The 20704-nt window shown below is 60.7% G+C and carries 12 protein-coding genes and 2 pseudogenes; 7 read left to right on the plus strand and 7 right to left on the minus strand.

The window, feature by feature from the left end:
• Positions 1–316 precede the first annotated feature (316 nt).
• The 3 genes from AAGS40_RS30225 to AAGS40_RS30235 all read right to left on the minus strand — a co-directional run bounded on the left by AAGS40_RS30225 (position 317) and on the right by AAGS40_RS30235 (position 10563).
• Positions 317–700 carry a hypothetical protein gene (locus AAGS40_RS30225; protein ID WP_345817681.1) on the minus strand — a complete coding sequence of 128 codons (384 nt, stop codon included), beginning with the start codon at positions 698–700 and terminating at the stop codon, positions 317–319.
• A complete protein-coding gene (locus tag AAGS40_RS30230) occupies positions 697–8190 on the minus strand; it encodes a filamentous hemagglutinin N-terminal domain-containing protein (RefSeq protein ID WP_345817682.1) in 7494 nt (2497 codons plus the stop codon). Before AAGS40_RS30230 ends, AAGS40_RS30225 begins: the two co-directional genes overlap by 4 nt.
• 1009 nt (positions 8191–9199) lie before the next feature.
• Positions 9200–10563, minus strand: a protein-coding gene (locus tag AAGS40_RS30235; RefSeq protein ID WP_345817683.1) for an IS3 family transposase whose coding sequence is annotated in 2 segments (ribosomal slippage) — positions 9200–10089 and positions 10089–10563 — 1365 coding nt in all. Because the reading frame shifts where the segments join, the coding sequence is not laid out codon by codon here.
• 60 nt (positions 10564–10623) lie between these two features.
• On the opposite strand from AAGS40_RS30235, the gene AAGS40_RS30240 reads away from it, so the two are divergent.
• Positions 10624–10776, plus strand: coding sequence for a type II toxin-antitoxin system VapB family antitoxin (locus tag AAGS40_RS30240; protein ID WP_345817843.1), 153 nt, complete (start codon positions 10624–10626; stop codon positions 10774–10776).
• Positions 10777–11839: 1063 nt separating this feature from the next.
• Here AAGS40_RS30240 and AAGS40_RS30245 read toward each other — a convergent pair.
• Positions 11840–12859 (minus strand): annotated as a pseudogene (locus AAGS40_RS30245) (IS110 family transposase).
• A gap of 166 nt (positions 12860–13025) precedes the next feature.
• On the opposite strand from AAGS40_RS30245, the gene AAGS40_RS30250 reads away from it, so the two are divergent.
• The 5 genes from AAGS40_RS30250 (at position 13026) to AAGS40_RS30270 (ending at position 15844) form a co-directional block, all read left to right on the plus strand.
• Positions 13026–13811, plus strand: a complete 786-nt coding sequence (locus AAGS40_RS30250; protein WP_345817684.1) for a phage integrase family protein — start codon at positions 13026–13028, stop codon at positions 13809–13811.
• Between the two features lie 6 nt (positions 13812–13817).
• Entirely contained in the window at positions 13818–14159 is a 342-nt protein-coding gene (locus AAGS40_RS30255) for a hypothetical protein (RefSeq protein WP_345817685.1), read from the plus strand.
• Positions 14160–14954: 795 nt separating this feature from the next.
• The gene (gene vapB / locus AAGS40_RS30260) at positions 14955–15191 is read left to right on the plus strand and encodes a type II toxin-antitoxin system VapB family antitoxin (RefSeq protein ID WP_345817686.1); all 237 of its coding nucleotides are present in this window, start codon (positions 14955–14957) and stop codon (positions 15189–15191) included.
• Complete coding sequence (locus tag AAGS40_RS30265; protein WP_345817687.1) at positions 15191–15592, plus strand: type II toxin-antitoxin system VapC family toxin; 402 nt, start codon at positions 15191–15193, stop codon at positions 15590–15592. The genes vapB and AAGS40_RS30265 overlap by 1 nt, the downstream gene beginning before the upstream one ends.
• A 21-nt stretch (positions 15593–15613) precedes the next feature.
• Positions 15614–15844 (plus strand): hypothetical protein, encoded by a 231-nt coding sequence (locus AAGS40_RS30270; protein ID WP_345817688.1) that lies wholly within the window; start codon positions 15614–15616, stop codon positions 15842–15844.
• A 1381-nt stretch (positions 15845–17225) separates the two neighbouring features.
• On the opposite strand, the gene AAGS40_RS30275 is transcribed toward AAGS40_RS30270, so the two are convergent.
• The 3 genes and pseudogenes from AAGS40_RS30275 to AAGS40_RS30285 all read right to left on the minus strand — a co-directional run.
• Positions 17226–18092: a hypothetical protein gene (locus AAGS40_RS30275; protein ID WP_345817689.1), complete on the minus strand. Its 867-nt coding sequence runs from the start codon at positions 18090–18092 to the stop codon at positions 17226–17228.
• A gap of 13 nt (positions 18093–18105) precedes the next feature.
• A complete protein-coding gene (locus tag AAGS40_RS30280; RefSeq protein WP_345817691.1) occupies positions 18106–19305 on the minus strand; it encodes a glutathionylspermidine synthase family protein in 1200 nt (399 codons plus the stop codon).
• Positions 19306–19585: 280 nt separating this feature from the next.
• Positions 19586–19956: pseudogene (locus AAGS40_RS30285) on the minus strand (ATP-binding protein); the annotation flags it as partial.
• 391 nt (positions 19957–20347) lie between these two features.
• Between AAGS40_RS30285 and AAGS40_RS30290 the strand changes: the two are divergent.
• Complete coding sequence (locus AAGS40_RS30290; RefSeq protein WP_345817692.1) at positions 20348–20674, plus strand: hypothetical protein; 327 nt, start codon at positions 20348–20350, stop codon at positions 20672–20674.
• Positions 20675–20704 lie beyond the last annotated feature (30 nt).

Raw genomic sequence — 20704 nt, forward strand, 5'->3', positions numbered from 1 at the left:
GACCAATCGGCAATTAACCCGGCCGGTGACGGCCCGGCGTCGCACAGCGATTCGGGCATTTCCACGGCACCGCCACCCGACCCGCGACAGGACACCAACCCCGACCCAGCCACCGAGTGGATACAGAGCGCGATGCAGACTTCGAAGGAAATGCACCGTAACGAGGACTTCCGCAGGGAAGTCGCAAAGAGGCTTTTCTAGTCAACCGGTGCCGCACGCTCGACAACCGCGAATTGCACAAACCGGATGACAGCGCCGCGACGCTTGCCGACACCGTAAAGAACAAACCCGGCGCTCGGGCCGGGTTTGCTTCTTACTAGATACTTCCAACATACGGTGAAGGCAACGCGAACCATAGCCCTCCAGGGTCACAGTCCCCCGCCCCCGAAGCAAGCCACTCTTTCATGACTGTGTCCACAATTTCCTCGTTTGTTTCGCCATAGTGCGGCTGAAGTATCCAGTCGTACTTTGTCCCGCCACCACCGACGACGGGCTTCGCACCGTGCGTTAACAACGCTAACACGCATCGGCGTACAAACTCGCTGAGATCATCTCCAATCAGCCCAAACCCTTGACGACCAGTAGGAACAATTTGCCACAAGCCAACGGCATCATTGGGCAATTCGCCAGGAACCGTCTGGATGTATTCCATGACAGTCTGACCAAAAAACCGATCTTTAGCTTGAAGGTCCAAACTCATTTTTGATGCACCTTGAATCCGGGTGGCAAACTCGAATTATTGCTCTTTATCACGTCGATTGTTGTGCCACTTCCGGCACTCGTTCGAATGCCAAAGACCGTACCATCGGCCCGTTGATACCACGTCCCAGCATAACCCGACGGCGTGGTAACAGGAGTAGCGCCGTCTAGCAATTGCGACTGCAATTGGCCAAACTGTTCTGGCGTCACCGTCCGGATACCCGGGCCCGCACCCGGATTCACATATCCGACGGGCTGCCCGTTCGGCACCAAGATATCGCTCGTGCTTCCACTGTTTGTGGTTCCAGCAACAGCTGCGGCGGCCGTTCCCTTGCCAGCCACTGGCACGTCACCCGCCTGCTCTTCGTCGATCGCCCCGCCGCTTGACTGAACAATCGGCACGGTAACTTTCTCGGCTTCACTCTGCTGACCTGGCTTGCCCGTTGTCCCATCCGGATGAACATGGTCCAGCGTGTTGTTCAACGCCTCGTTTTCAGCTGCGGTCACGGCACCCGCCACGTTCTGGCCCAGTGCACCCGCAATACCTCCGCCCGCCAGCATCGCGATCGCTGTTGTGATCGCTGCCTGCCCAGGCGTCGGCGCTGCGCCCGTCGGATCAAGCTGGCCGATCACATACGGCGAGATTGCGGCGCTCGCCGCTCCACCAATGGCCCCACCTGCACACCCGGTTCCTTCTGCTGCCGATGCGGCGCACCCCAAGGCCGCGTGAGCAGCCACATATTCCAGTTCCTGTTGCGTACCGGTTCCGAAGTCGCCGGCCTGGTTCGCATTGCCGATCGCGTAGGCACCCGCTGCCGCCACATCACTGACCGCATCATTTTTCAGGTTGCTCAGGAAGCTGCCGCCACCGATCGCAGTCTGCACCCCGGCCTGCACGGTCGCTTCGGCCGCGATCGCCGCGCCCTGCTCAAGCACCGTACTTGCCGTGGTGGAACCCGCCAGCGGTACCAGGGCACCACCGACATTCTGTACGCCTGCCAGGGACGTGAGGCTCTGCCCGCCTACCGTGATGCCATTCGTGAGTCCTGCGGTCACCATCGCAATGCCGCCGGCCTGAAGCATCGCGGCCGTGCTGAACGAACCAGTCGCAGCCTGCCCGAGTGCGCTGCTCACCATTCCCGCCATACCAGCCGACAGCGCCATATTGCCTAGACCGGCCGATACCGCATCGATCGCGACGCCTTCGGCCGTCGTCGTCGCAGCGGTCCCGGCTGCAAAGGTACTGCCTACGGCTGCGCCACTACCGATCGCAGCCGATGCCGCGCCCGCCGTCATGACCGACGCGACCACCATCGCGGCCAGCATCCCGATCTGCTGGAACACGCCCCCGGTGTCGGCCAAGGACGTGAAGGTCGTGTTCAGATCGTTCGATACTGTGCCCTGCGTAAAACTGTCGCCCAGTTGCGCCTTCAGGTTCGCCAGTTCCTGCTGCGTGCCGGCCGCGTCCACGGTACCGTCGACATTGAGCTTCTGGAGCGCACCGCCGATCTGGTTCACCGCGTCGACGTTCATCTGGTAATTGCCCGCCGACATGAAGCCGCCCTGCTGTACCTCCGTGCCCTTCGTCGTCAGCAGGCCATCTACGCTGCTGAGGTAGGTGTATTGCGTGCCGATATCGGTCGAACGCTGCTGGTTCGTGAGCGTGCCGCTGTTGACGGTCAAGGTGTCCGTCGCCGTGATCGATCCGGTGTTCAGGATCGAACCACCGCTGGTAGCGGTGAGCGATACGTCCTGTCCGGTGATCGTGCCGTCGTGCTGGACGACCGCGTAGGTCGCCGGCAGATAGATCTGCGGCATCAGCGCGGTAACCGTCGGGCACGCTGCACTGCCGGTTGCCGTGCAACCCGGCTCGGGCACCGTCTCTTCCACATACCAGAGCATTGGCGCATCGAGCGCTGCGATCTGTGCCTGGCCCAGCGCCGTGCCCAAGGCGATATTGTTCGCCTCTGCATACTTGATCGCGTTACCGTACAGGACCTGCTTTTCCTGGTTAGCCACCGACGTCTGGTTCTGGTTGTCGAACGAGAGTCCGCTGATGAAGCTCGCCTGACCGGTCTGCGCGAGCGCGGCCTGCTGCAGGACCTGATCCTCAATGAACGGATCGTAATAGAACTGCGTCGTGTTCGGCTGAAGACTGGCCGGCAGGCTGGCGAGCAGTTGGGCTGCACCGATGTCGCCCATCACCTGCGCTGCGGGGCTGCTAACGAGATAGGTCGCGCTGTGTGTAGCGCCCGCGACCGTCTGCGTTGCCGGGCTGCCCGGCACAGAAACGGTGCCGCCGCCCGAACCGGCTGTGGCTGCGGAACCGAGCGCGCCGCTCGATCCATTCGAGATTGAACCGGCGATGCCCGATGCGCTCGCCAGACCGGTGCCGACCTGCCCAAGACCGCTAGTCTGATTTGCTGCATTTGTCGCAGCGGCGGGCGTGCCAACCGGCCCCAGCGAGACGACCTGCCGGGAACCGGTCGCCTGCGGTGTATATACGGCAGGCGACGTAATGCCGTTGACGATCGTCGCACCGGTGAGCGCAACCTGCTGCCCCATCACATTGCCGGAATTCTGCAACTGGCCACCCGCGGTCACGGCGAGCGACGGTGCCTGGATCGTGCCGGGCAGGCTTGCGTACGGCGTCGGCGGCTGCACGCCGTCACGCGCGTTGTAGGCGCTTCCGAAGAGCGTGGCGCAGTTGGCCGACGTCCCGCATCCGAAATTGTCCGGCGCAGGCGCGTTGCCAATGATCGGGGGGGAGGTATCGTGCCAGTACGCGTTCAGCGTCTGATCCTGGTTCGTGACACCCGCCGCGACCGTAATGGTCGCCTGGCTCCCGGCGTTAATGAGACTGCCCGTGTTGACCACCGCCCCCGCGTTGATCGACAGGTTGCGATTGGCGGTGATCGTCGATGCGTCGCCCGACTGCTGGTCAACGAAAACATCGCAGAAGTGGCCGGTGGCGCCGCTACAGCCGAACTGCGCCGTTGTGCCATAGTTCTGGTAGATCTGAACTGGTGCCGACAGCGTGTTGGTGAGCGCGGCCGCGCTGATCGCGATGTCGCGACCGGACTGGATGTTGCCCGACGTATTGGTTACCGCTGACGCCTGCGTGAGGGTCGTCTGCGGATTGTTCGCGTTCGTGTTGTCGCTAGCGGTCCCGGCGCCGCCAATCACGACATCCCGGCCCGCGAGCAGATTGCCGTAGGTGTTATTGACCGTCGCCGCCGCGATGATCAGATCCCGCCCGGCTAACACGGTGTTGTTCGTCTGCGTGTAGCTGTAGCTCTGCGTGCTGGTCTGGTCGCCGTAGATGTTGGCCGAATCGTTGTTGGGCCCAAACGTCGCGTAGAAGTGCAGGAGTTCCTGGGCGATTGCGGCGTTGGTCATCGCATCGGTGAAATCCTGCCCTGGACGCTCAAACTTGATCTGTTCGTTCGGATACGAAACCATCGTCGAGAAGTAGCCGCAGTCCACAGCCGCAACGCCGGCAACACATCCCGTCTTCGACGTCACGGTGTCTGTGTGGTAGCCCTGACTCGTAAAGCTGTTTGCCGTGACGCGCAGATCCTGCCCCGCATACAGGCTTCCGGCGTTCGTCAGGCTCGCGCCCGTGCCGGTGAGCACCAGATTGTTGCCCGCGACGATCTGTCCGGCGTTCTGGCTCGTGTAGACAGTGACAGTAGACGTCTGCCCGGCCGGCGGTGTGGTCGTCGTGATGACGTTCGCTGGCACCACCATGGCAGCGGTCGGATTCCCCGCCGCATCAAAGGTGTCAAGCATCGCGGCGAGCGTTCCGGCGGTATACGCCGCCCTCAGCTGCGTGAGGAAACCTGCGTACGAAGCGGCATCAATGCTGTCGGTGACCGTCGTGACGGCTGCATCGCCCCCATTGTCAAGCGACGCGACGTTCAGCGCGACGTTGTCCCCGGCAGAAATCGTGCTGCCGTGGTTGTTCAGAACGCCGGTAGTGATCGACAGGTCGTGGCCTGCGGCAATCACACCGCTCTGGCCCCTGGGCTGCGTCGTCGTGGTGGTCTGGTTGACCGTCGGCAAGGCGATGCCATAGAACGTGCCGCCGCTCAGATCAGCAGCGACCGGCGCTGTCGTGCTGGCAAGCTGCATATCGCCAACGCGGCCCGTGATGTTTGTCGTGAACGTCTGGGAGTCCGTGACACTGCCATCGGCGTATGACAACTCGGTCATACTCAGGGTGAGCGAACCCATCGGTGCGGACAGGAACGCTGAATCGAGGCCTGCGGCATCGATCGTGGTGAGCGAGGTCGACGTGGTCGTCGTGTTCGCGCCAGCCCGGCTGTTGTTCACGTTCGCAGCATTGATCGTAATGTCGTTCTGCGCGGTGAGGGTGCCGCCGACATTCGTCAGATCGCCTGACAGATTCGCAGTCAGATTGCGCCCAGCCGCTGTCGACGCTCCACTGTTGTCGTAACTGCTGCCATTGAGATTGACGTCCCGTACGGCGCTGACCGTCCCGGCGTTGGTCGTCGCGCCAGTGAGATTCACGTCCTCGTTCGCGAGGATCGATCCACCTGCCTGGTTGACGATCGTGCCGGAGAGATTGACGTCATTGCCCGCCGAGATGGTGCCGCTGTTGGTCAGCGTGCCGCTGGTCGACAGCGTGATGTCACCCGCCTTACTGATCGTGCCGCTATTGCTGAATCCCTGCGTCGCGTTGATCGATACGCTGTTGCCCGGCATCGCCCACGTGCCAGAGTTATTGAGCTGCTGTGTGTTGATCGTCAGCGCATTGCCGAGATTGATCGTGCCGCTTGAGGCAGCCGACGGATCGAACGTCTGGTTCTGCAGGTTCAGCGTGAGGTCGTGCTGCGCGAGTATCTGGCCTCCGGCGTTGTTGAACGTGCCGTTGCCCCCCGTCACCGTGACGGTCGCATCTCCCGGTGCGCCCGGGCTCGCCGCGTTCGTACTGCCTGCGAACAGCACACCGTTCTGGTTACCGGCCAGGTTGCCCGTCGTGACATTCAGCGAATTCGTCCCGATGATCGCGCCGTTGTTGTTCGTCAGCGCTCCATTGGCCTTAATCGCCGTCGTCAGCCCAGCGATAGAACCAGCATTATTCACGTTGGTCGCGTTGACGGTCGTCGCGGCCGTCGAGATCAGGTCCGCGCCGGAACCGTTCGTGACGTTTGCGCCCGTGACCGTCAGCGGCCCACCCGTCAGGACGCTGCTGGTATTCGTCACGCCACTGGTGCCGGTCAGATCCGCAGCACCCTGAACCGACGTATTGCTGCCGCCTGTCGTCAGCTCGTTGCTCGCGGTCGCCGTCAGGTTGCCGCCAATCAGCGCCCCGCCGGTGGATACGTTCGCGCCCGTCAGGTTGGCGTCCTTCACCACATTAAGCTGTCCGGCAGAAAGGTCCAGCGTATTCTGCGTGGTGGCGTTCAGCGTGCCCGCTACGGTCGTCGTGCAGCCGGTGGTGATGTTTGCGCCAGACAGCGTCGCGTTGCCGCCAACCTGGGTGGTGCCGGTCACGGTCAGGTTTTGCCCGGCCGACAGCAAAGCATCGCCCGCCGACTGGAGATTGCCCTGCGCACGCAGGTTGCCTGACTGGGCCGTCAGCGTCGTTGTACCGAGGCTTGTCGTACTGCCCGCGACAGTGAGATTGCCGGTCGCCTGCGCTGCCACATTGCCGCCGCTAAGCACCGCGCCATTGATTGAGGCATCCCCGCCGTTTGCCTTGAGCGTGGCGTTGCCGACGGCAGTCGCTGCGCCCACCGTCAGGCTGCTGCCCGCCGTCGCGTTCAGGTTGCCGCCCGTCTGGACCGCGCCGGTCAGATCGATCGCCTGACCCGCATTGAGCGTCGCATCCTGTCCGAAGCTCGCGCTGCCGGCACCCGAGAGGCGACCGCCCGCGTTGAGCGAACCGGTACCGTTGCCGGACACATTGCCGGAAACGGTCAGGTCGGTGCCGGCCGTCAGTGCGGTGTTGCCGCTCGTACTGACGCTGCCGCCCAGTGTCATGGCCTGCCCCGCCGTCGCTGCGAGGTCGCCAATGGCAAGCACGTTTCCGGAAGTGCTGACATTGCCCGTTGTACCCGTCAGCGCCAAGGTCCCGCCAGACCGCGCCTGACCATTGATCGATGCGTTGCGCCGGGCGGAGATCTGCACGGCCGAGCCGCCCGTGACCGCACCATTGACCGTCACATCGCGTGCGGAATCCAGCGCGAGCGCCCCGGGGGCCGATACCGCACCGCCTACGGTCAGGTCGCCGTTGCCGGTCTTCCCGGTCGTGGTCAGCGTGAGGTTGTTGCCTGTGGCGATCGAGCCAACGAACATGTCGCCGCCGGACGTCAGGTTCACGCTGCCATCCGACTGAGCGGTGCCGACCGACAGGCCGCCGCCCGCCGTCATGTTCAGGTCCTGCACAGACTGCACGGTTGCGCCCGCAGCGGAGATGTCGCCCGTGGCGTTCACCGTGTACTGGTTTGCCAGTCCGTTGCCGCTCACTGACACATTGCCAGCGCTCGTGAGCGTGGCGCCCTGTTGCGCATAGGTCGAGCCGGCGACGATATCCCCGTTGGACGTGACAACCAGATTGCCCGCAGTGGCCGCAAGAGGTCCGAGCGCACGCGCCCCCACCCCGGCCGCGTTCGACACGATGAAGATCTGTCCGGCCGTGACCGAGCCGTACTGGCTCGCGTCGATCGCGTAGCCACTCGAGGTTGGGACGACTGGTACGCCATTGGCGGCCGTCGCGTAGCCGGTCCCGGTCGCCCCTGCGCTCAACGGTGTGACGATCTGGTTGCCAGCAATGACGTTTACGCGTTGGTCGGCATAAAGAGGCGCAGCGATGGAGACAGATTGCCCGATCAGATCGAGATTGCCGACTGTGCCTTCGATCCCGGCACCCGGCGTACCGTTGACCCCCGCCGGACCGCTGATGCTGATGTCGCCGGAGGTGACGGAATAGCCCAGCGCGGCCGCATGGGCAAAGTCGGTTGACGTGCCACCCACGCCAGTGAGAAACTGCGCGGCACCGGTAGTGAGGGTGAGGTTCGAAGCATTCGTGACGCTCAGACCGTTCACACTGATGCCATTCGGATTGCTTACGATTAGCGCAGCAGGCGATCCGAAAACTTCGAGCGGGCCGGCCAGGACGCTCCTGTACTGTGCCCCGGTCGACGTCACCTGCGCGAGAATCGTACTCGCGGTCCGTCCCGCCAGATTGGGGTTTGCGCCAAGCGTGCCGCCCAGCAGGGGCGTGCCACTGATCAGGCTGTTATTGAGCACCAGCCCCGATCCATCCACATTCAGCGCCTGGAAACTGTTGACGCTTATGCCATTTGCATTGGGCGACGTGATGTTCACCGCGGCCACGCCCGAACTTGTCTGTGTGACGGTTGGCTGAAAAGCAATCGGCGCGTGCGGATCGACGATTGGCGCGGCATGTGCGACTTCGTCGAACAGGAAAGCGATCGGCGCCACGTACATCACAAACGCCATGATCGAGGCGGTCGCCCGCACCCACAGTGGGCGACGCCGCTTTGCGCTCAATCTGCCGCTTGCAAAGCGGCTGGTCTCCAGAGCAGCGTTACGTTGTACTAACCTGTTGAAGAACTGCTGGACTGGACGACGCATGGGAGGCCAAGCTATTTAGTATTATTGGGGACTGCTTCGGCGCGACTATAAATGACAAATCCCTTGAAAATTGTCAGGGATGGTCCGATTCACAAAATTTCACAATTGCCGGCCGAAGAAGGCGCTGATGCGTCGTCCGGGAATCGGGCCACCTCAGATCGTGGGGGGCATCCCGGTATTAGATACAGAAAGCTTGACACGAGAAGTCGTAGCAGCGTTCGCCAGATTGAATCGCTGATGACGTGGCTCGATGCGAAAAAACGAGGCGGTGCGGGACGGCGGCCATTGACTTACAGGATGGCGGCACCCCCGGCGCTCCTGCCGTTCGCCGGTGGTCGAGCCCTCCCGCCAGCGGCTAACCCGCTTTCGATTACTGATTGCCAGCGGGAAGCGAGCGTGAAAAAATGGCCGCCCCGGTCGTGACCGGGTCCCAGCATCATGAACAACCAAGCCGGCACGTCAGTGAGAAACCTCCGCCCGTTCCTCGCCTCGAAGCTCATCACGAGCTCAGCATGCATCGCGGAGAATTGAGCGAGCTCATCCGGCATGTAGTTGCCAATGATCTCAAGCAGAATCGTTCGCTGGTCGCTACGACCGGTTTCTTCGCCCGCAGGGTCGCGGCGACCCTTTTTTCCAGCAAGTGACACGCCGCCGGCCACGTCGCCTGACTTCGCCACCTCCGGGTGCAAATCTCCTCGTAACGATTCAGGAGCCACGCTACTACTAACAAGGAGAGCATTGATATCGGCACAAACAGGTGCCGTTATTTGTGCCAATAAGGGGAAGATTAATGTGCGTACTACAATTGCGCCTGATGATGATTAGTGAACCGCCCCGGGAATGAACTGACCCCCGAGAGTTGGACGTTGAAGCGTTAATTTTTTCCCGCTCGCATTCGATATTCCACGGGACTCAGTCCACCAAGTTTCGATTTGATGCGATGCCGGTTGTAGTAGTCGATGTAGCCCTTCAGGCCTACCCTCAGTGCGTCGACGTCTTCGAAGTCCGTGAGATGGAAGTACTCGGCCTTCAGAGTGCCAAAGAAGCTCTCCATGGCCGTGTTATCGAAGCAATTTCCTTTTCTCGACATACTCTGCTTCATTCCGTAGCGCGCCAGTGCCACTCGGTACGGTTGCATGCGATAGTGCCAACCCTGGTCTGAATGAAGCATCGGTGTAGCCGCATTCCCGCATTTCTTGACAGCTTTCCTGAGCATGCCCATGACCATTGGGAAGTCGGGGCGATGGCTCGACTCGTAGGCAACAATTTCCCCATTGTAGAGGTCCATGACCGGAGAAAGGTACAGCTTTTTCCCCGCGACCCGGAACTCGGTCACATCGGTGACCCACTTTTCGTTTGGGCTCGATGCGGTGAATTCACGATTGAGCAGGTTCGGAGCGGCCTCGCCGACCTCGCCCTGGTATGACCGGAACTTCTTCCGGCGCACCCTCGACCTGATTCCCAATTCGTTCATGAGGCGTTGCACCTTCTTGTGATTGACTAGCTCGCCATCACTGCGGATAGTTAAGGTGATGCGACGATAGCCATACAAGCCGCGATGTGCAGCATAGACAGCCTGAATCTTCGCCTTGAGTCCACGATGCCGGTCTGGAGCGGCCAACGTCTTGGCCCGATAGTAGTACGTACTGCGTGGCAACCCCGCAGCCTGGAGAAGGTCGGACAAGGGGAATTCCTGCCTCAGTTCAAGCACTATTTTGGCTCTTTCTGCCGCGCCAACTTCTTTGCTAGAACCAAGGCATTTAATTTTTTTAGGTACGCGACCTCCGCGCGTAACTGCTGATTCTCACGAAGGAGTTGGTCTGACTCCTCAGATCGCGGAGCTTCCAACGACTGGTTCGAGGTCTTTTTCTTTGCTGGCACCGAAACATCCTGTCCCGACGGGCGCATGCCCTTTAGCGAACGGAGCTCTCCCCGTGCTTTCTGTTGTTGCCACATCGTGATGCTGTGCGGATTGCCGATATTGTAAATGGCAGCCAGCTCTCGACAGGAAAGGTTCTCAGCCACGCCCCGGTGCACCACCTCAAGCTTGAACTCAAGGGTGTAAGCGCCACGCTGGCGGATGAGCCCAGCGTTACCATGGTGACGATATGCCGCGACCCATCGCCTCACCATGCTTTCTGCAATACCGAATTTCGCCGCAAGGAGCTTATAGCCCCCTTTGCCAGCGAGATACTCGCGAACCACCTTCCCCTTAAACTTTACATCGAATTTCCTCACGGAGCCTCCAAGGTTGTGTCCAACTCTCGGGGGTCAGTTCAAATCCGGGGCGGTTCATAGATCGCCAAGACTCAGGCCTACACAGGCGTGGAAGAAAAGACGGCACTTGTGCGCGAAGCACTAAGGGCGTTGATTCAGCGTGAGGCCGCAAAGCGACTCGCGAAACCTGGAGGGGCCCAAAGGGGCATCACTGCGGCGCCGGCAAGACGTTAAATGATCCTCGTTGACACGTCGATCGGATCGATCACATTAGCGCTTCCGATCCTCTGCTGATTAACCTTCTTGCGAATGACCGTGTGCTGGTTTATCCCTACGAGATTGGCGAAAGTTTTGCTCGGCAGTTTGCGCGAACTTGAAGTCGTACCTGGAGGGCTGCTCGATCTGCCGCGTGCCCCGGTCGCGACGCTGGAAGCAATATTTTCTCTTATGAACGCGAAGGGCTGTTCAATCGCGGAATCGGATATATGGACACGTCACTACTGACAGCGGCACCCCTGCAACCCGGCGTCATGCGCTGGACGCGTGAGCGGCGCCCAAAATCCGCTGCTGACGAACTCGGACTTGGCGCAGTGCCTGGTCACTAACTTTGCCAATCGCCCGAACCTGGACATCGAAGATGACTGCTGACACAGAGTGCGATCAGCTCTTACTCTAACCTGGAAAGCAGTGACCAGAACAACGGCACCAATCGCTTTTGCGTTTCGATCTACCAGTTCTTCGGCATCAACCTTACCTAAGAACCAGTTCCGGTCCCGGTTGAAAGGCAGCGCCCAAGGTCCGAGGCGGCGCTCTTACCTTCATCCGCCACGATGACCAGATTTGCGGCATTACGATCGATGGAGCTGCCCCTGTAATTGCCCCGTAACTCAGGACACTCGGACACCGTTAAGTTGATGAGGCAGCGGTTCGCCGGAACTCTCGGGGAGACCGGTACTACAGTGCCCTATGCGGGTGGCGTTCGTTGTAGTGTATATGAACGCCTCCCTTTGCGAGAGGCTTCGATCGGCATTCCAGAACAAGATGGGCTGCAGCTGTATATCCGGCCTGTTTGCAGCTCGAACTGTCGCTGCTGGCCACTATGAAATCCGCTGACTCGCACCTCATTGCTCAAACGAGCTCGAAGCTCTCACTACAACACAGGTTCAGCGAGTCTCGGTCCTACCTGTTCTGTCATTCCAAGCGAAACGCCTGCGCAACCTTGCGATGGTTCGTGTGCTACGTGTCGATCTTGCGATCAGACTTTATGCTTTCCCAGTTCGTTAGACGGCGAGCTAACTCAGGCAGGTCGGGCAGCCGAGTACCCTTTTTCATAGGGGCGTCGGTGTGCAAGGACTGCCCAGATGATTCGCGCGAGTTTGTTCGCTAGCGCGATCACTACCACGTTTGCCGGTCGCCGTTTTTTCAACTGTTCGACCCACGGCCCCGGCTCCTTGGCATTTGCCAATACGCAGCGCGCGCCATGAGTTAGGAGCGTACGAAGATAGGTGTCGCCCCTCTTGCTGATTCCGAACAAGCCTACCTTGCCGCCCGAGCCATGTTGCCGCGGAACGAGACCTATAAATGTTGCGAATTCTCGCCCCGATCTGAACGCCTTGGGGTCGGCCATCGTGGCAACCGCTGCCGTCGCCGTGAGCAGGCCCACGCCGGGGATTTCGGCTATCGCAGAACAATCTCTATCCTGCTTGAGCCAGATGCGAAGCCGCTGCTCGATCTTGGCAATTTGCTCGTCCATCCTTGCTAATTCGTTCCATCTGTCGCGCAACGTATCGACCAGCATGGCTGGCAGACGCTCCGCGAGCCTGTGCAAGACGCCTGGCATTTCTCTTTTCAGAATCGCACGGCTTCTGCCCATAACCTCCCCGTATTCGGTCATGAGGCCGCGCAGTGCATTTATCTGCATCGTCCGCATCTTCACCAGTTGTTCTCGCATCCGATGCATGGCAAGCACCGCCTGCTGAGCCTCGGTTTTCATTGCAACAGCCTTGCCTGGTCGCTGGACGGCCAGCCAGATTGCTCGTGCATCCGCTGCGTCGCTCTTGTTGCCGATGTTGAACGCTTTCACGAATCTTCACGAGAGCAGCCTTACCTGATGTCCCTGCTTTGTCAGTTCGCGCGCCCAATGTTGCGCACCGCCGCACGCTTCCATGCCAATAGGGCAAGGACTCCGATTTGCGAAGTATTGCAGGAAGCCGGCGCGCTTGATTGCCTTGCTGACTGTCTTCCCAGTGTTCTCGTCTAAGTGATGAACCTGAAACACCAACTTGGCGATATCGATTCCAACAGGAGTGAGCAACATAGCGATCTCCGATTTGCACCAAGACTCCTTGGCGATATCGCTACAGTCCGACCGCCACAGGCCCGGCCCAGGCGGGAGGCGTTCATATCATTGCTCAAACGCGCCGGCCAGATGTGAGAGCGTGGTTGGCACATCAGGCTTGCGCATAAAGCGCGAGGGCTCCCCGATGCTCATTGCGTACCTGAAAGCCTCCATAGGGGAAATACGGCGAGGCGCGCCTGACGCCCGTCACGCTGCAACTGATCGAGCAGGCCGCCGCGGAGCATCCGGTGAGCCGCTGGTTCCGGCCGCTGATCGCGGGGCGGCTGTAGGCGGAGGGCATCGTTACACTCGGCGAGCTCGTCGCCTTCTGCAACCGCCGCGGCGCAGCTGGTGGCAGGCAGTGCCGCGCATTGGCGCACACCGTGCGCAGATGCTGGTGAGCTGGCTGCGCCGGCACGCGCGGTCGATCGGATGTACGGTCACCTTCGACATCAAGACGGCGGATCCGCTGGCGTTGCCGGTGAAACAGACCGTCGAGGCTGGCCGCGGCACGCTGGTGCCGCTCGAGCGGCTCGCGGTGCCGCGTGCGCACTCGGGCGCGCAGGCATTCGCGTACGTGCGCGCGCGGCACGATCTGGACGCGGTGCGCGCATACCTGCACCGCCACAGCGCGCAGCAGGCGACGCAGCTGGCGTACCGGCGCGAGCTCGAGCGGCTGCTGCCGTGGGCCACGGTCGAGCGCGGCACCGCACTGTCATCCATGAGTGTCGAGGACTGCAAAGCCTACAATGCGTTTCTCGCGGCGCCGTCGTCCGCCTTCTGCGGAGCGCCCGCGTCGCGCACCTCAGGACGGTGGCGGCCCTTCGCGCCGGACGCGCTGTCACCGGAGAGCCAGCGGTATGCGGTGCGCGCGATCTTGGCCGCGTTCGCGTGGCTCGAGCAGGTGCGCTATCTGGCCGGCAACCCGTGAGCCGCCGTGACGGATTCGAAAGCGGCGAAGCGCGTCGCAGTGATGCGGGTCGATCACGCGCTACCAATGGCCCTGTGGACCCGGGTGCGAAACTGCATGGCAAAGCACGGCGGCATTCCCGGGCGGGATGCGGCACGCTGTCGGGCGGCCACGGCGTTGCTGCTGCTGATGGGCGATACCGGGCTGCGGATCGCGGAGGCGGCCGCCGCGACGCGCGGCGCGCCGCAGTGGCGGCCGGCGGACGACGGAGTGCCGGCCACGTGGTGGTTGCAGGTCGTCGGCAAGGGCCTGCGTGAGCGGTTCGTGCCGCTCAGTGAGGACACCCTCGCCGCGCTGTCGCCGCACTAGCGGGACCGGGGCCTGGCGTTCGCTGACGGGCAGGTCATCGCCGCGTCCGTTGCGCTGGTTGTGCCGCCGGTCATTCCGGCAACGCGACGCGCCCGCGCGAAATTCGCGAGCGGCGCCAATGTTCCCAGATCCGGCGTGCCGTCGGCGGCCGCGGCATTCGGTGCGCGGCGCCCGTGGTCTCACCCAGCGGGCATTGCGCGCTTGCAGGCGCAGCTGCCGGCGCTGCCGGAAGCAGAGCGACGCCAGCTGGCGCGCCTGGCCGCACGCGTTCCGGCATACCTGCGGCACGCAGTCTGTCGCCGCCGGTTGTCGCTCGACGTGGTGCAGCGGCTGCTGGGCCACGCGTCGCTGCAGACCACCACGGTCTACGTGACAGCCGAACAGAAGCGGCAGCGCAGCGCGATGGCGCAGTATCACGCAAGGCTCCGCGCTGGCGGACGGCAGCAGCGACGACCAGTAGGCGTCTGTGGTGGACGACCCGCCCGGGATGCGTTCCAGCCGGCCGTCAGCGTTGCTTGCGCCGACCGGCGCGAGCGCCTCTCACGGCGCCATGTCCGGGGAAATGAATAACGTTCGGCGCGGCGGCCCGGGTCTTTCTGTGCCGCAAGCGAAGCCTCGTATCAGGTCGGGGTACGCCTGTGTCCGGAGACTGACGCAAGCGGCTCGTCCATGCCGGGACACCATCGCCGTTAAAAACGTGTAGCTTGCGAAGGATCCGGATGTACACACGCGGATTTACATTGATCCACAAATCGTCTATAGTACATACTTTGTACACACAAAGCAGGCGCCGCCATGCAAACTACCCGCGTTTTCAGAAATGGCAATTCGCAAGCCGTTCGTATTCCGGCCGATCTCGCCTATGACCGCAGTGACGTTGAACTGGAGATCGAGCGAGTTGGCGATGAGATCCGCATTCGCCCTGCCCGTCGTCCGTTGGGGGGCGTATTGAAGAAGTTCGCCAGATTCGGGGCGGATTTTTTGGCTGAAGGGCGCGGCGAGCAGGAACAGGCCGAGCGCGAGGGTTTTTGATGCCGCGCTTCATGCTTGACACCAACATGTGCATCTACCTCATGAAAAACCAGCCGGAGCAAGTCGCGAAGCGATTCGCCGAGTGCTACGTCGGGGACGTTGTAATGTCCGCGGTGACATACGCCGAACTCGAGTACGGTGTAACTGTTTCCGCGAACCGGGCACGTGAGCGCCGCAACCTCGCCGCGCTGATTGAAGACATCCCCGTTGTCCCGTTTGACGCCGCTGCGGCAATGGCTTACGGACCGGTCCGGGAAGCGACGCGGGAGCGCAAGAAGGATGCTCTCGACAAACTGATTGCCGCCCATGCGATAGCGCTGGATGTGGCTCTGGTGACAAACAACGAACGCGATTTCGCGGCCTATCCGGGCGTCAGGATCGAGAACTGGATTAACGGGTAGATAAATCAAGGGAGCGACGGGATGGACAAGGACAGCATTCGCTACGACGGATGGGTGCCTCAAAACCGTGCGCCTGCGGAGAAATTTGGCGAAGCAACCTGGGCGTTTGCGTCAGTCGAGCGGGCCACCTATCGCTACATGAAGAAGCTGTCCAGCGACACGCTCAATGGGCTGATGGCCGATCAGTCGATACCCATGCGCATTCGGGTCATCAAGCAACTGATAGCTCGCTCGGCGGGCCTGAATCAATGAAGGAGCTTGCGAGCAGATGCGTGAGGTCGATCAGCGGACTTGCCGAAGAACGCAACCTGTTTGCTCACAATCCCTTTCACACGTGGATCGACTTCGACACTCGTGAGTTTGTGCATGAGATTGAGAAGGTTACAGACCCGTCCAAAGTCAAGTCGCTCGATGAGATGAAAGCGTTCACGCAAAAATCGCTGACACTGGCAGCGGAGCCCGAAGACACGTTGTCGCACCTGACGTACAACGGGGAAAGGCGGTCAGTATACTAAGGAAAGCCATGTTTGCTGTTTTAAAGCGGAAGCCATCGGCGCGATTCTGGGCGATCTCAACACCTGTCGTTGCTGGAGCGATCGGCTGGCTTCTGCCGGCCTCGGATTACCGGGTAAAGCCATGTTCGCCGTAGGCATCCTGGGCGCTTACCTCGCAGTCGACTCAGCAAAGACAAACAACCAGAAGAGAAAGCCAGGAAAATCTGGCCACGAAAATTTGCGAGATATTTCGTGCTTGTGAGCAAGGGCAATAACGACGCGGAATAACGAATGACTCACAAGATTCCATCTGAGATTGCGAAGGTTTGAGAGATCTTCGTCTTACGGCCCTCCACCTTGCAAGGCATCACCCGCATTTGACAGGCGCAGTGCTTTGCTGCGTAGTGGGAGTCGTCGCCGTTCTTACCTCATTCCCCTCAAGGATGGCGCGGTGACGTTGGCTGGGGCGTTGTCCGGAGCAGCAGCTGCTTTCGTTGCTTCTTGGGTAGATGAAGTTAATCGCACCGAAGCGGAAAAAGCAGCGAAGGCCCGGAGCAATGCCCTAACCCGGGACTTCTTTGCTCCGGAGTTTGCAAGAGTTTTTGGCGCATCAGGTCCATATCATGAACGACTGCGAGCGAAGTTCATTACGCTGTCTACAAACCAGAGCCGGCCAAACGACACACTCGCTTCACTTCGACCATGGCGCCCCGTTCTGTACCCGGGGTCGGTGCAATTTGGAAATCTTGCTCCGGACGATGCTCGCATGTTAATCGGTTCTATGATGCCGTTCACGAAGCGACTGAACTTGTAGATGCTTGGGAGCAAGACCAAGCTGATATCGACTTTAATGCTGTCAATTTTTTGATGCAGAAGGTCGGCGTGTCGCTTGGATTTGGATTGATTGCGAGTCGGGTCTTTTTGTCCCGGTCGACAATACGATGCAACTATACCTGCCACGGGCCTATCACGTGGCGGCAAGCAGTCAATCAGTTGGCCATTCTGTTCGGCGAGCGGTTCACGAGCGCCATGCGCGGAGATCTTTTAACAGGCCTCAGCACACGAAGTTCCTGACATCTCTACCTGGCGTCGGCGTTGTCGAAGGTCTCGGGAGCTCGCTTAGCGCGTTGGCAGTGGTTTCAGCCGCCACCCGACCCATGGCCACCTCCACCGGCTTCGCCGCCACCATGTCCACCGAGCCCGCCACGGGACAACAGGAAGCCGCCTCGCACGATCGCGCGCCCCTCGCTGACGGACACGGTGCGCGGCGTCGAACGAAATGCGGCGGAGTCCGCCGAAAGCGCACTTTCGCGCACCGCGAGCACCGACACCGTACCGTGCTGAACCGGCACGCCGGTCGTGTGCAAGCCGCTCGCGTGATAGACGACGCCATCGCGCGTATAGTACGGACCGTACCAGCCGCTCGTTGCATCGGTCGACGTCGATGTGGCGCTCAGTTCGCCACTTCCATTCGCCGACGCGGTCGTCGACGTCGTCGCGACACCATGCCCGGCATCGAGCGGGCCGTTAGCCGAGCCAGCCGCCGCGCCTACCGTCTTTCCAGCGGCGTATTTGTCATTACTGGCGCGCGAGACGCCCCCTCCCCCGTGACCGCTTCCCGCCGCATCGGACGCCAAGGCCTCCGATGCGGCGGTCGCCACCGTGGTCGTGTTGTCACCGCTGACGAACTCGCAGTCCGAAGATGCATTCCAGTCCTGCAAGCACGCCTCGCGCGACGCGTAGCGGGTACGCTCTGCTTCCAGCACCTGGTCGTCCGGCGAAAGCCACATTGCCGTGCCGGCCACGAGGCTACCGAATCCGATCAGATAAAGCAAAGGCCTTTTGAAGCTATGCTTCAGCTCGGGCGCGTACCCCCTCGTGCTGCCGCGCATCGACGCATCCTCTTGCGTCATGAACCCCGTGCCCTTACGACTTACGCGATCGCCTGCGTTTTCCCGGCTCTGCTCGCCCTGCGTATTTTCATTTTCGTTGTCGTACGTGGTCATGTCAGGTTTGCGTCTAACTGCGCGTGAAGTAATGAGGAACAAAGTTTGATGTGTTGGTGGCGATCAGCCCCGCCTGTTCGCGAACGCAAAGTCCAGCCGGTTCATCCTCGACGATCCATGCGCCCAGGGTCACATGTCGGTCGTAAAACTGCGATGCGGGTGAGAACGCCTGGTAGACAAACCCCTCGCTGCCGTATTCGCCGCCGGTTTCAACGCGGCGACCGTCGGGCATAACGAGCGTGACATTGGCGCCTTCACGCGAGAGCATTGGTTTTTTCACGTGAGGACGGCGGCTAAAGTGCGCCTCATGAAACGAGGCTTCAAGCAGGTTCGGATGATCGGGAAAGAGGTCCCACAAGATGGGCAGGATCCCTTTGTTGGACAGCACCGCTTTCCACGGCGGCTCAATCCAGCGACAACAGTCCTTCAGCAGTTCGTCGCCAAAGGCGGAACTCATCATCCATTCCCAAGGGAACAACTTGAACATCAGCTGGATCGGTACACCTTGCAAATCGACGAAGCATCCGTCGCCATCGTTGCCAATGTCTCGCATGTCGATCAGCTTGACGGGCCAGCCGGCTTGCACTGCAGTGTCCATCAGATACTCGGTGTTGCACACGTCTTCCTGGCTGTCATACATGCACGCGAAATGCAACACGGGCGCGTCGCGGTAATGGGCGCGCAACCAGCGCCATCGCGTAATCAGCGACTCGTGCAAGCTGTTGAACTGGTCGTCGCCCGGATGCACATCTTCTTTCCAGTACCACTGCGCAAGACTTGCCTCGATGATGGAGGTTGGCGTATCGGCGTTGTACTCGTACATTTTTGGATGGCCATCGGCACCGATGGTCAGGTCGAAGCGCCCGTACAACGTCGGATCACCTCGCTCCCAGGACTCGCGAATCCACGCACCGGCGCGTGCGCCTATGCCGAGCCGGACGAACAGGTTGCGCTCGATTACATGCTCGACGGCGACGAGGCACAGACGGTTCAGCTCAAGTGCGGCTGCGTAGAGCTTTTCAATCTCCGCTTGCGAGAACGCGTACGCTATGTCCTCGCGCCAATAAACAAACGTGTGCTGATCGACCGGCTGCGGAAGGTTGTCCTCGTCGAGCGAGTGGAAGTGGAAGCCGATCGATTCGAGCCGGGCTGGCCAGTCTGGCCGCGGTGTTTGCGCGATGCGTTTCATCTGGATGGCGAATGGCGATTGCAAGCAGCCGTCTCCGTGACGCAAGTCTCGACACGTTGCTCAGCGCAGAGGAAACTCCCGAATAGCATATCTGTGTCCCCGGGGCGCCAACGTGTCCACACCTGCTCGATCGGCTCCCAGAACGCCCCCACGCGCTTGAGGTCACGTCATAATCCAGTGCGTCGGATTCAACGATCCCGGTGCGTATTTCGGGAAGGTCGAACGGGCGTTTCGGTGAAGCCAAACCGGATGTAGGGCAGGACTGCGTAGTGCATGGATTGTAGCGTGAGTGTTCGGAATCAGGCTATGGCGTCGTTGCGTTTTGTTTTATTTCGCACATCGATTCGCCCTTCAATGGAAGCCTTTGCGCCTGATATACGAGACGATCGGGAATGGCATCAGCGAGTGTGGGATCGTGATCGTTGACCGGGTGCCATTGCGATAGTCAAGCACTCCAGGCAGATCGTGGCGAGCGCCCTGGTCGAGGCCCTGGGGGCTCCAGTCGTGCAGCAGCTGGAGGTCCATCTTCGCAAGCTGAGCCGGTCGGCGGGTGAAACTTCCGTCACCGTGCGCAATTTTCGGTTCCTCGAACAACCGGGCAACGCTGACATAAAATACCGAGGAGCCCTGCCGGCAGGCCTGCTGTGCAAACGCGCAGACGACCCACGTCTTTCCGGCGCCAGTCGAAACAGAGACATACTGGTCGCGAGTAGCTCCTTAGCTGGCTCGCATCTATTATCCGTTCCATCCGCGTGCCGGCGGTGCGGTCGGAATGCTGGTGGCGCTCGACACGTTAATTCAGTTTGTGGCGATCGATGGGTTTCACACAGGCTCGTATGGACACCGCCCGGCTTGCCAAGCTAATCCTTCTCATACGTGAACGAGGTATCGGCTGCGGTCTTATATGCGGGCGTTTTTCAAGCCGAAGCTGCGTGCCCTGATAGAATTTGCCAGGAGCGTTTTCATCTCGGCCACGTGCTTGACGCACAAGACTGTGTTCTGACTTCGTCTACCGCCGCAGTCAGAACCTGTGCTGGGGCGCAGCTATCTGGCGGGTACGTGTCTTATGCTGACAGGTGCGGTCATCAGTTTGACGCTGATTCTGTCCGATTCTTATGCGATCGTCACCCTGATCAGCGTTGCCAGTTTCATCAATTTCATTGCAAACCCGGTGTTCTTTGCAATTCCAATCGATGCCTGTCCGGAACACGGCGGAGCAGCGTCGAGCCTGACCACCGGTATCGGCTCCACGGCAGGCATTGTCGCACCGCTGTTCACCGGCTTTATCGTGAATGCGACTGGCACCTTCTATATGGCCTTCGCACTGGTATCGGTTCTGCCTATCGTATTTGGTCTGCTGCTGATTCTGGCTAGCAATCCAGCGAAACTTTGAATGACGTTTGCCACACTCTCCTGCATGTTC

This window comes from Paraburkholderia sp. PREW-6R, from assembly GCF_039621805.1.
GTDB lineage: Bacteria > Pseudomonadota > Gammaproteobacteria > Burkholderiales > Burkholderiaceae > Paraburkholderia.

Coding starts and splice junctions, on each gene's coding strand:
- AAGS40_RS30225 (WP_345817681.1), bottom strand. CDS start 700: ATGAGTTTGGACCTTCAAGCTAAAGATCGGTTTTTTGGTCAGACTGTC.
- AAGS40_RS30230 (WP_345817682.1), bottom strand. CDS start 8,190: ATGGCGTTTGTGATGTACGTGGCGCCGATCGCTTTCCTGTTCGACGAA.
- AAGS40_RS30250 (WP_345817684.1), top strand. CDS start 13,026: ATGCTCATTGCGTACCTGAAAGCCTCCATAGGGGAAATACGGCGAGGC.
- vapB (WP_345817686.1), top strand. CDS start 14,955: ATGCAAACTACCCGCGTTTTCAGAAATGGCAATTCGCAAGCCGTTCGT.
- AAGS40_RS30265 (WP_345817687.1), top strand. CDS start 15,191: ATGCCGCGCTTCATGCTTGACACCAACATGTGCATCTACCTCATGAAA.
- AAGS40_RS30270 (WP_345817688.1), top strand. CDS start 15,614: ATGGACAAGGACAGCATTCGCTACGACGGATGGGTGCCTCAAAACCGT.
- AAGS40_RS30275 (WP_345817689.1), bottom strand. CDS start 18,092: ATGACCACGTACGACAACGAAAATGAAAATACGCAGGGCGAGCAGAGC.
- AAGS40_RS30290 (WP_345817692.1), top strand. CDS start 20,348: ATGCTGACAGGTGCGGTCATCAGTTTGACGCTGATTCTGTCCGATTCT.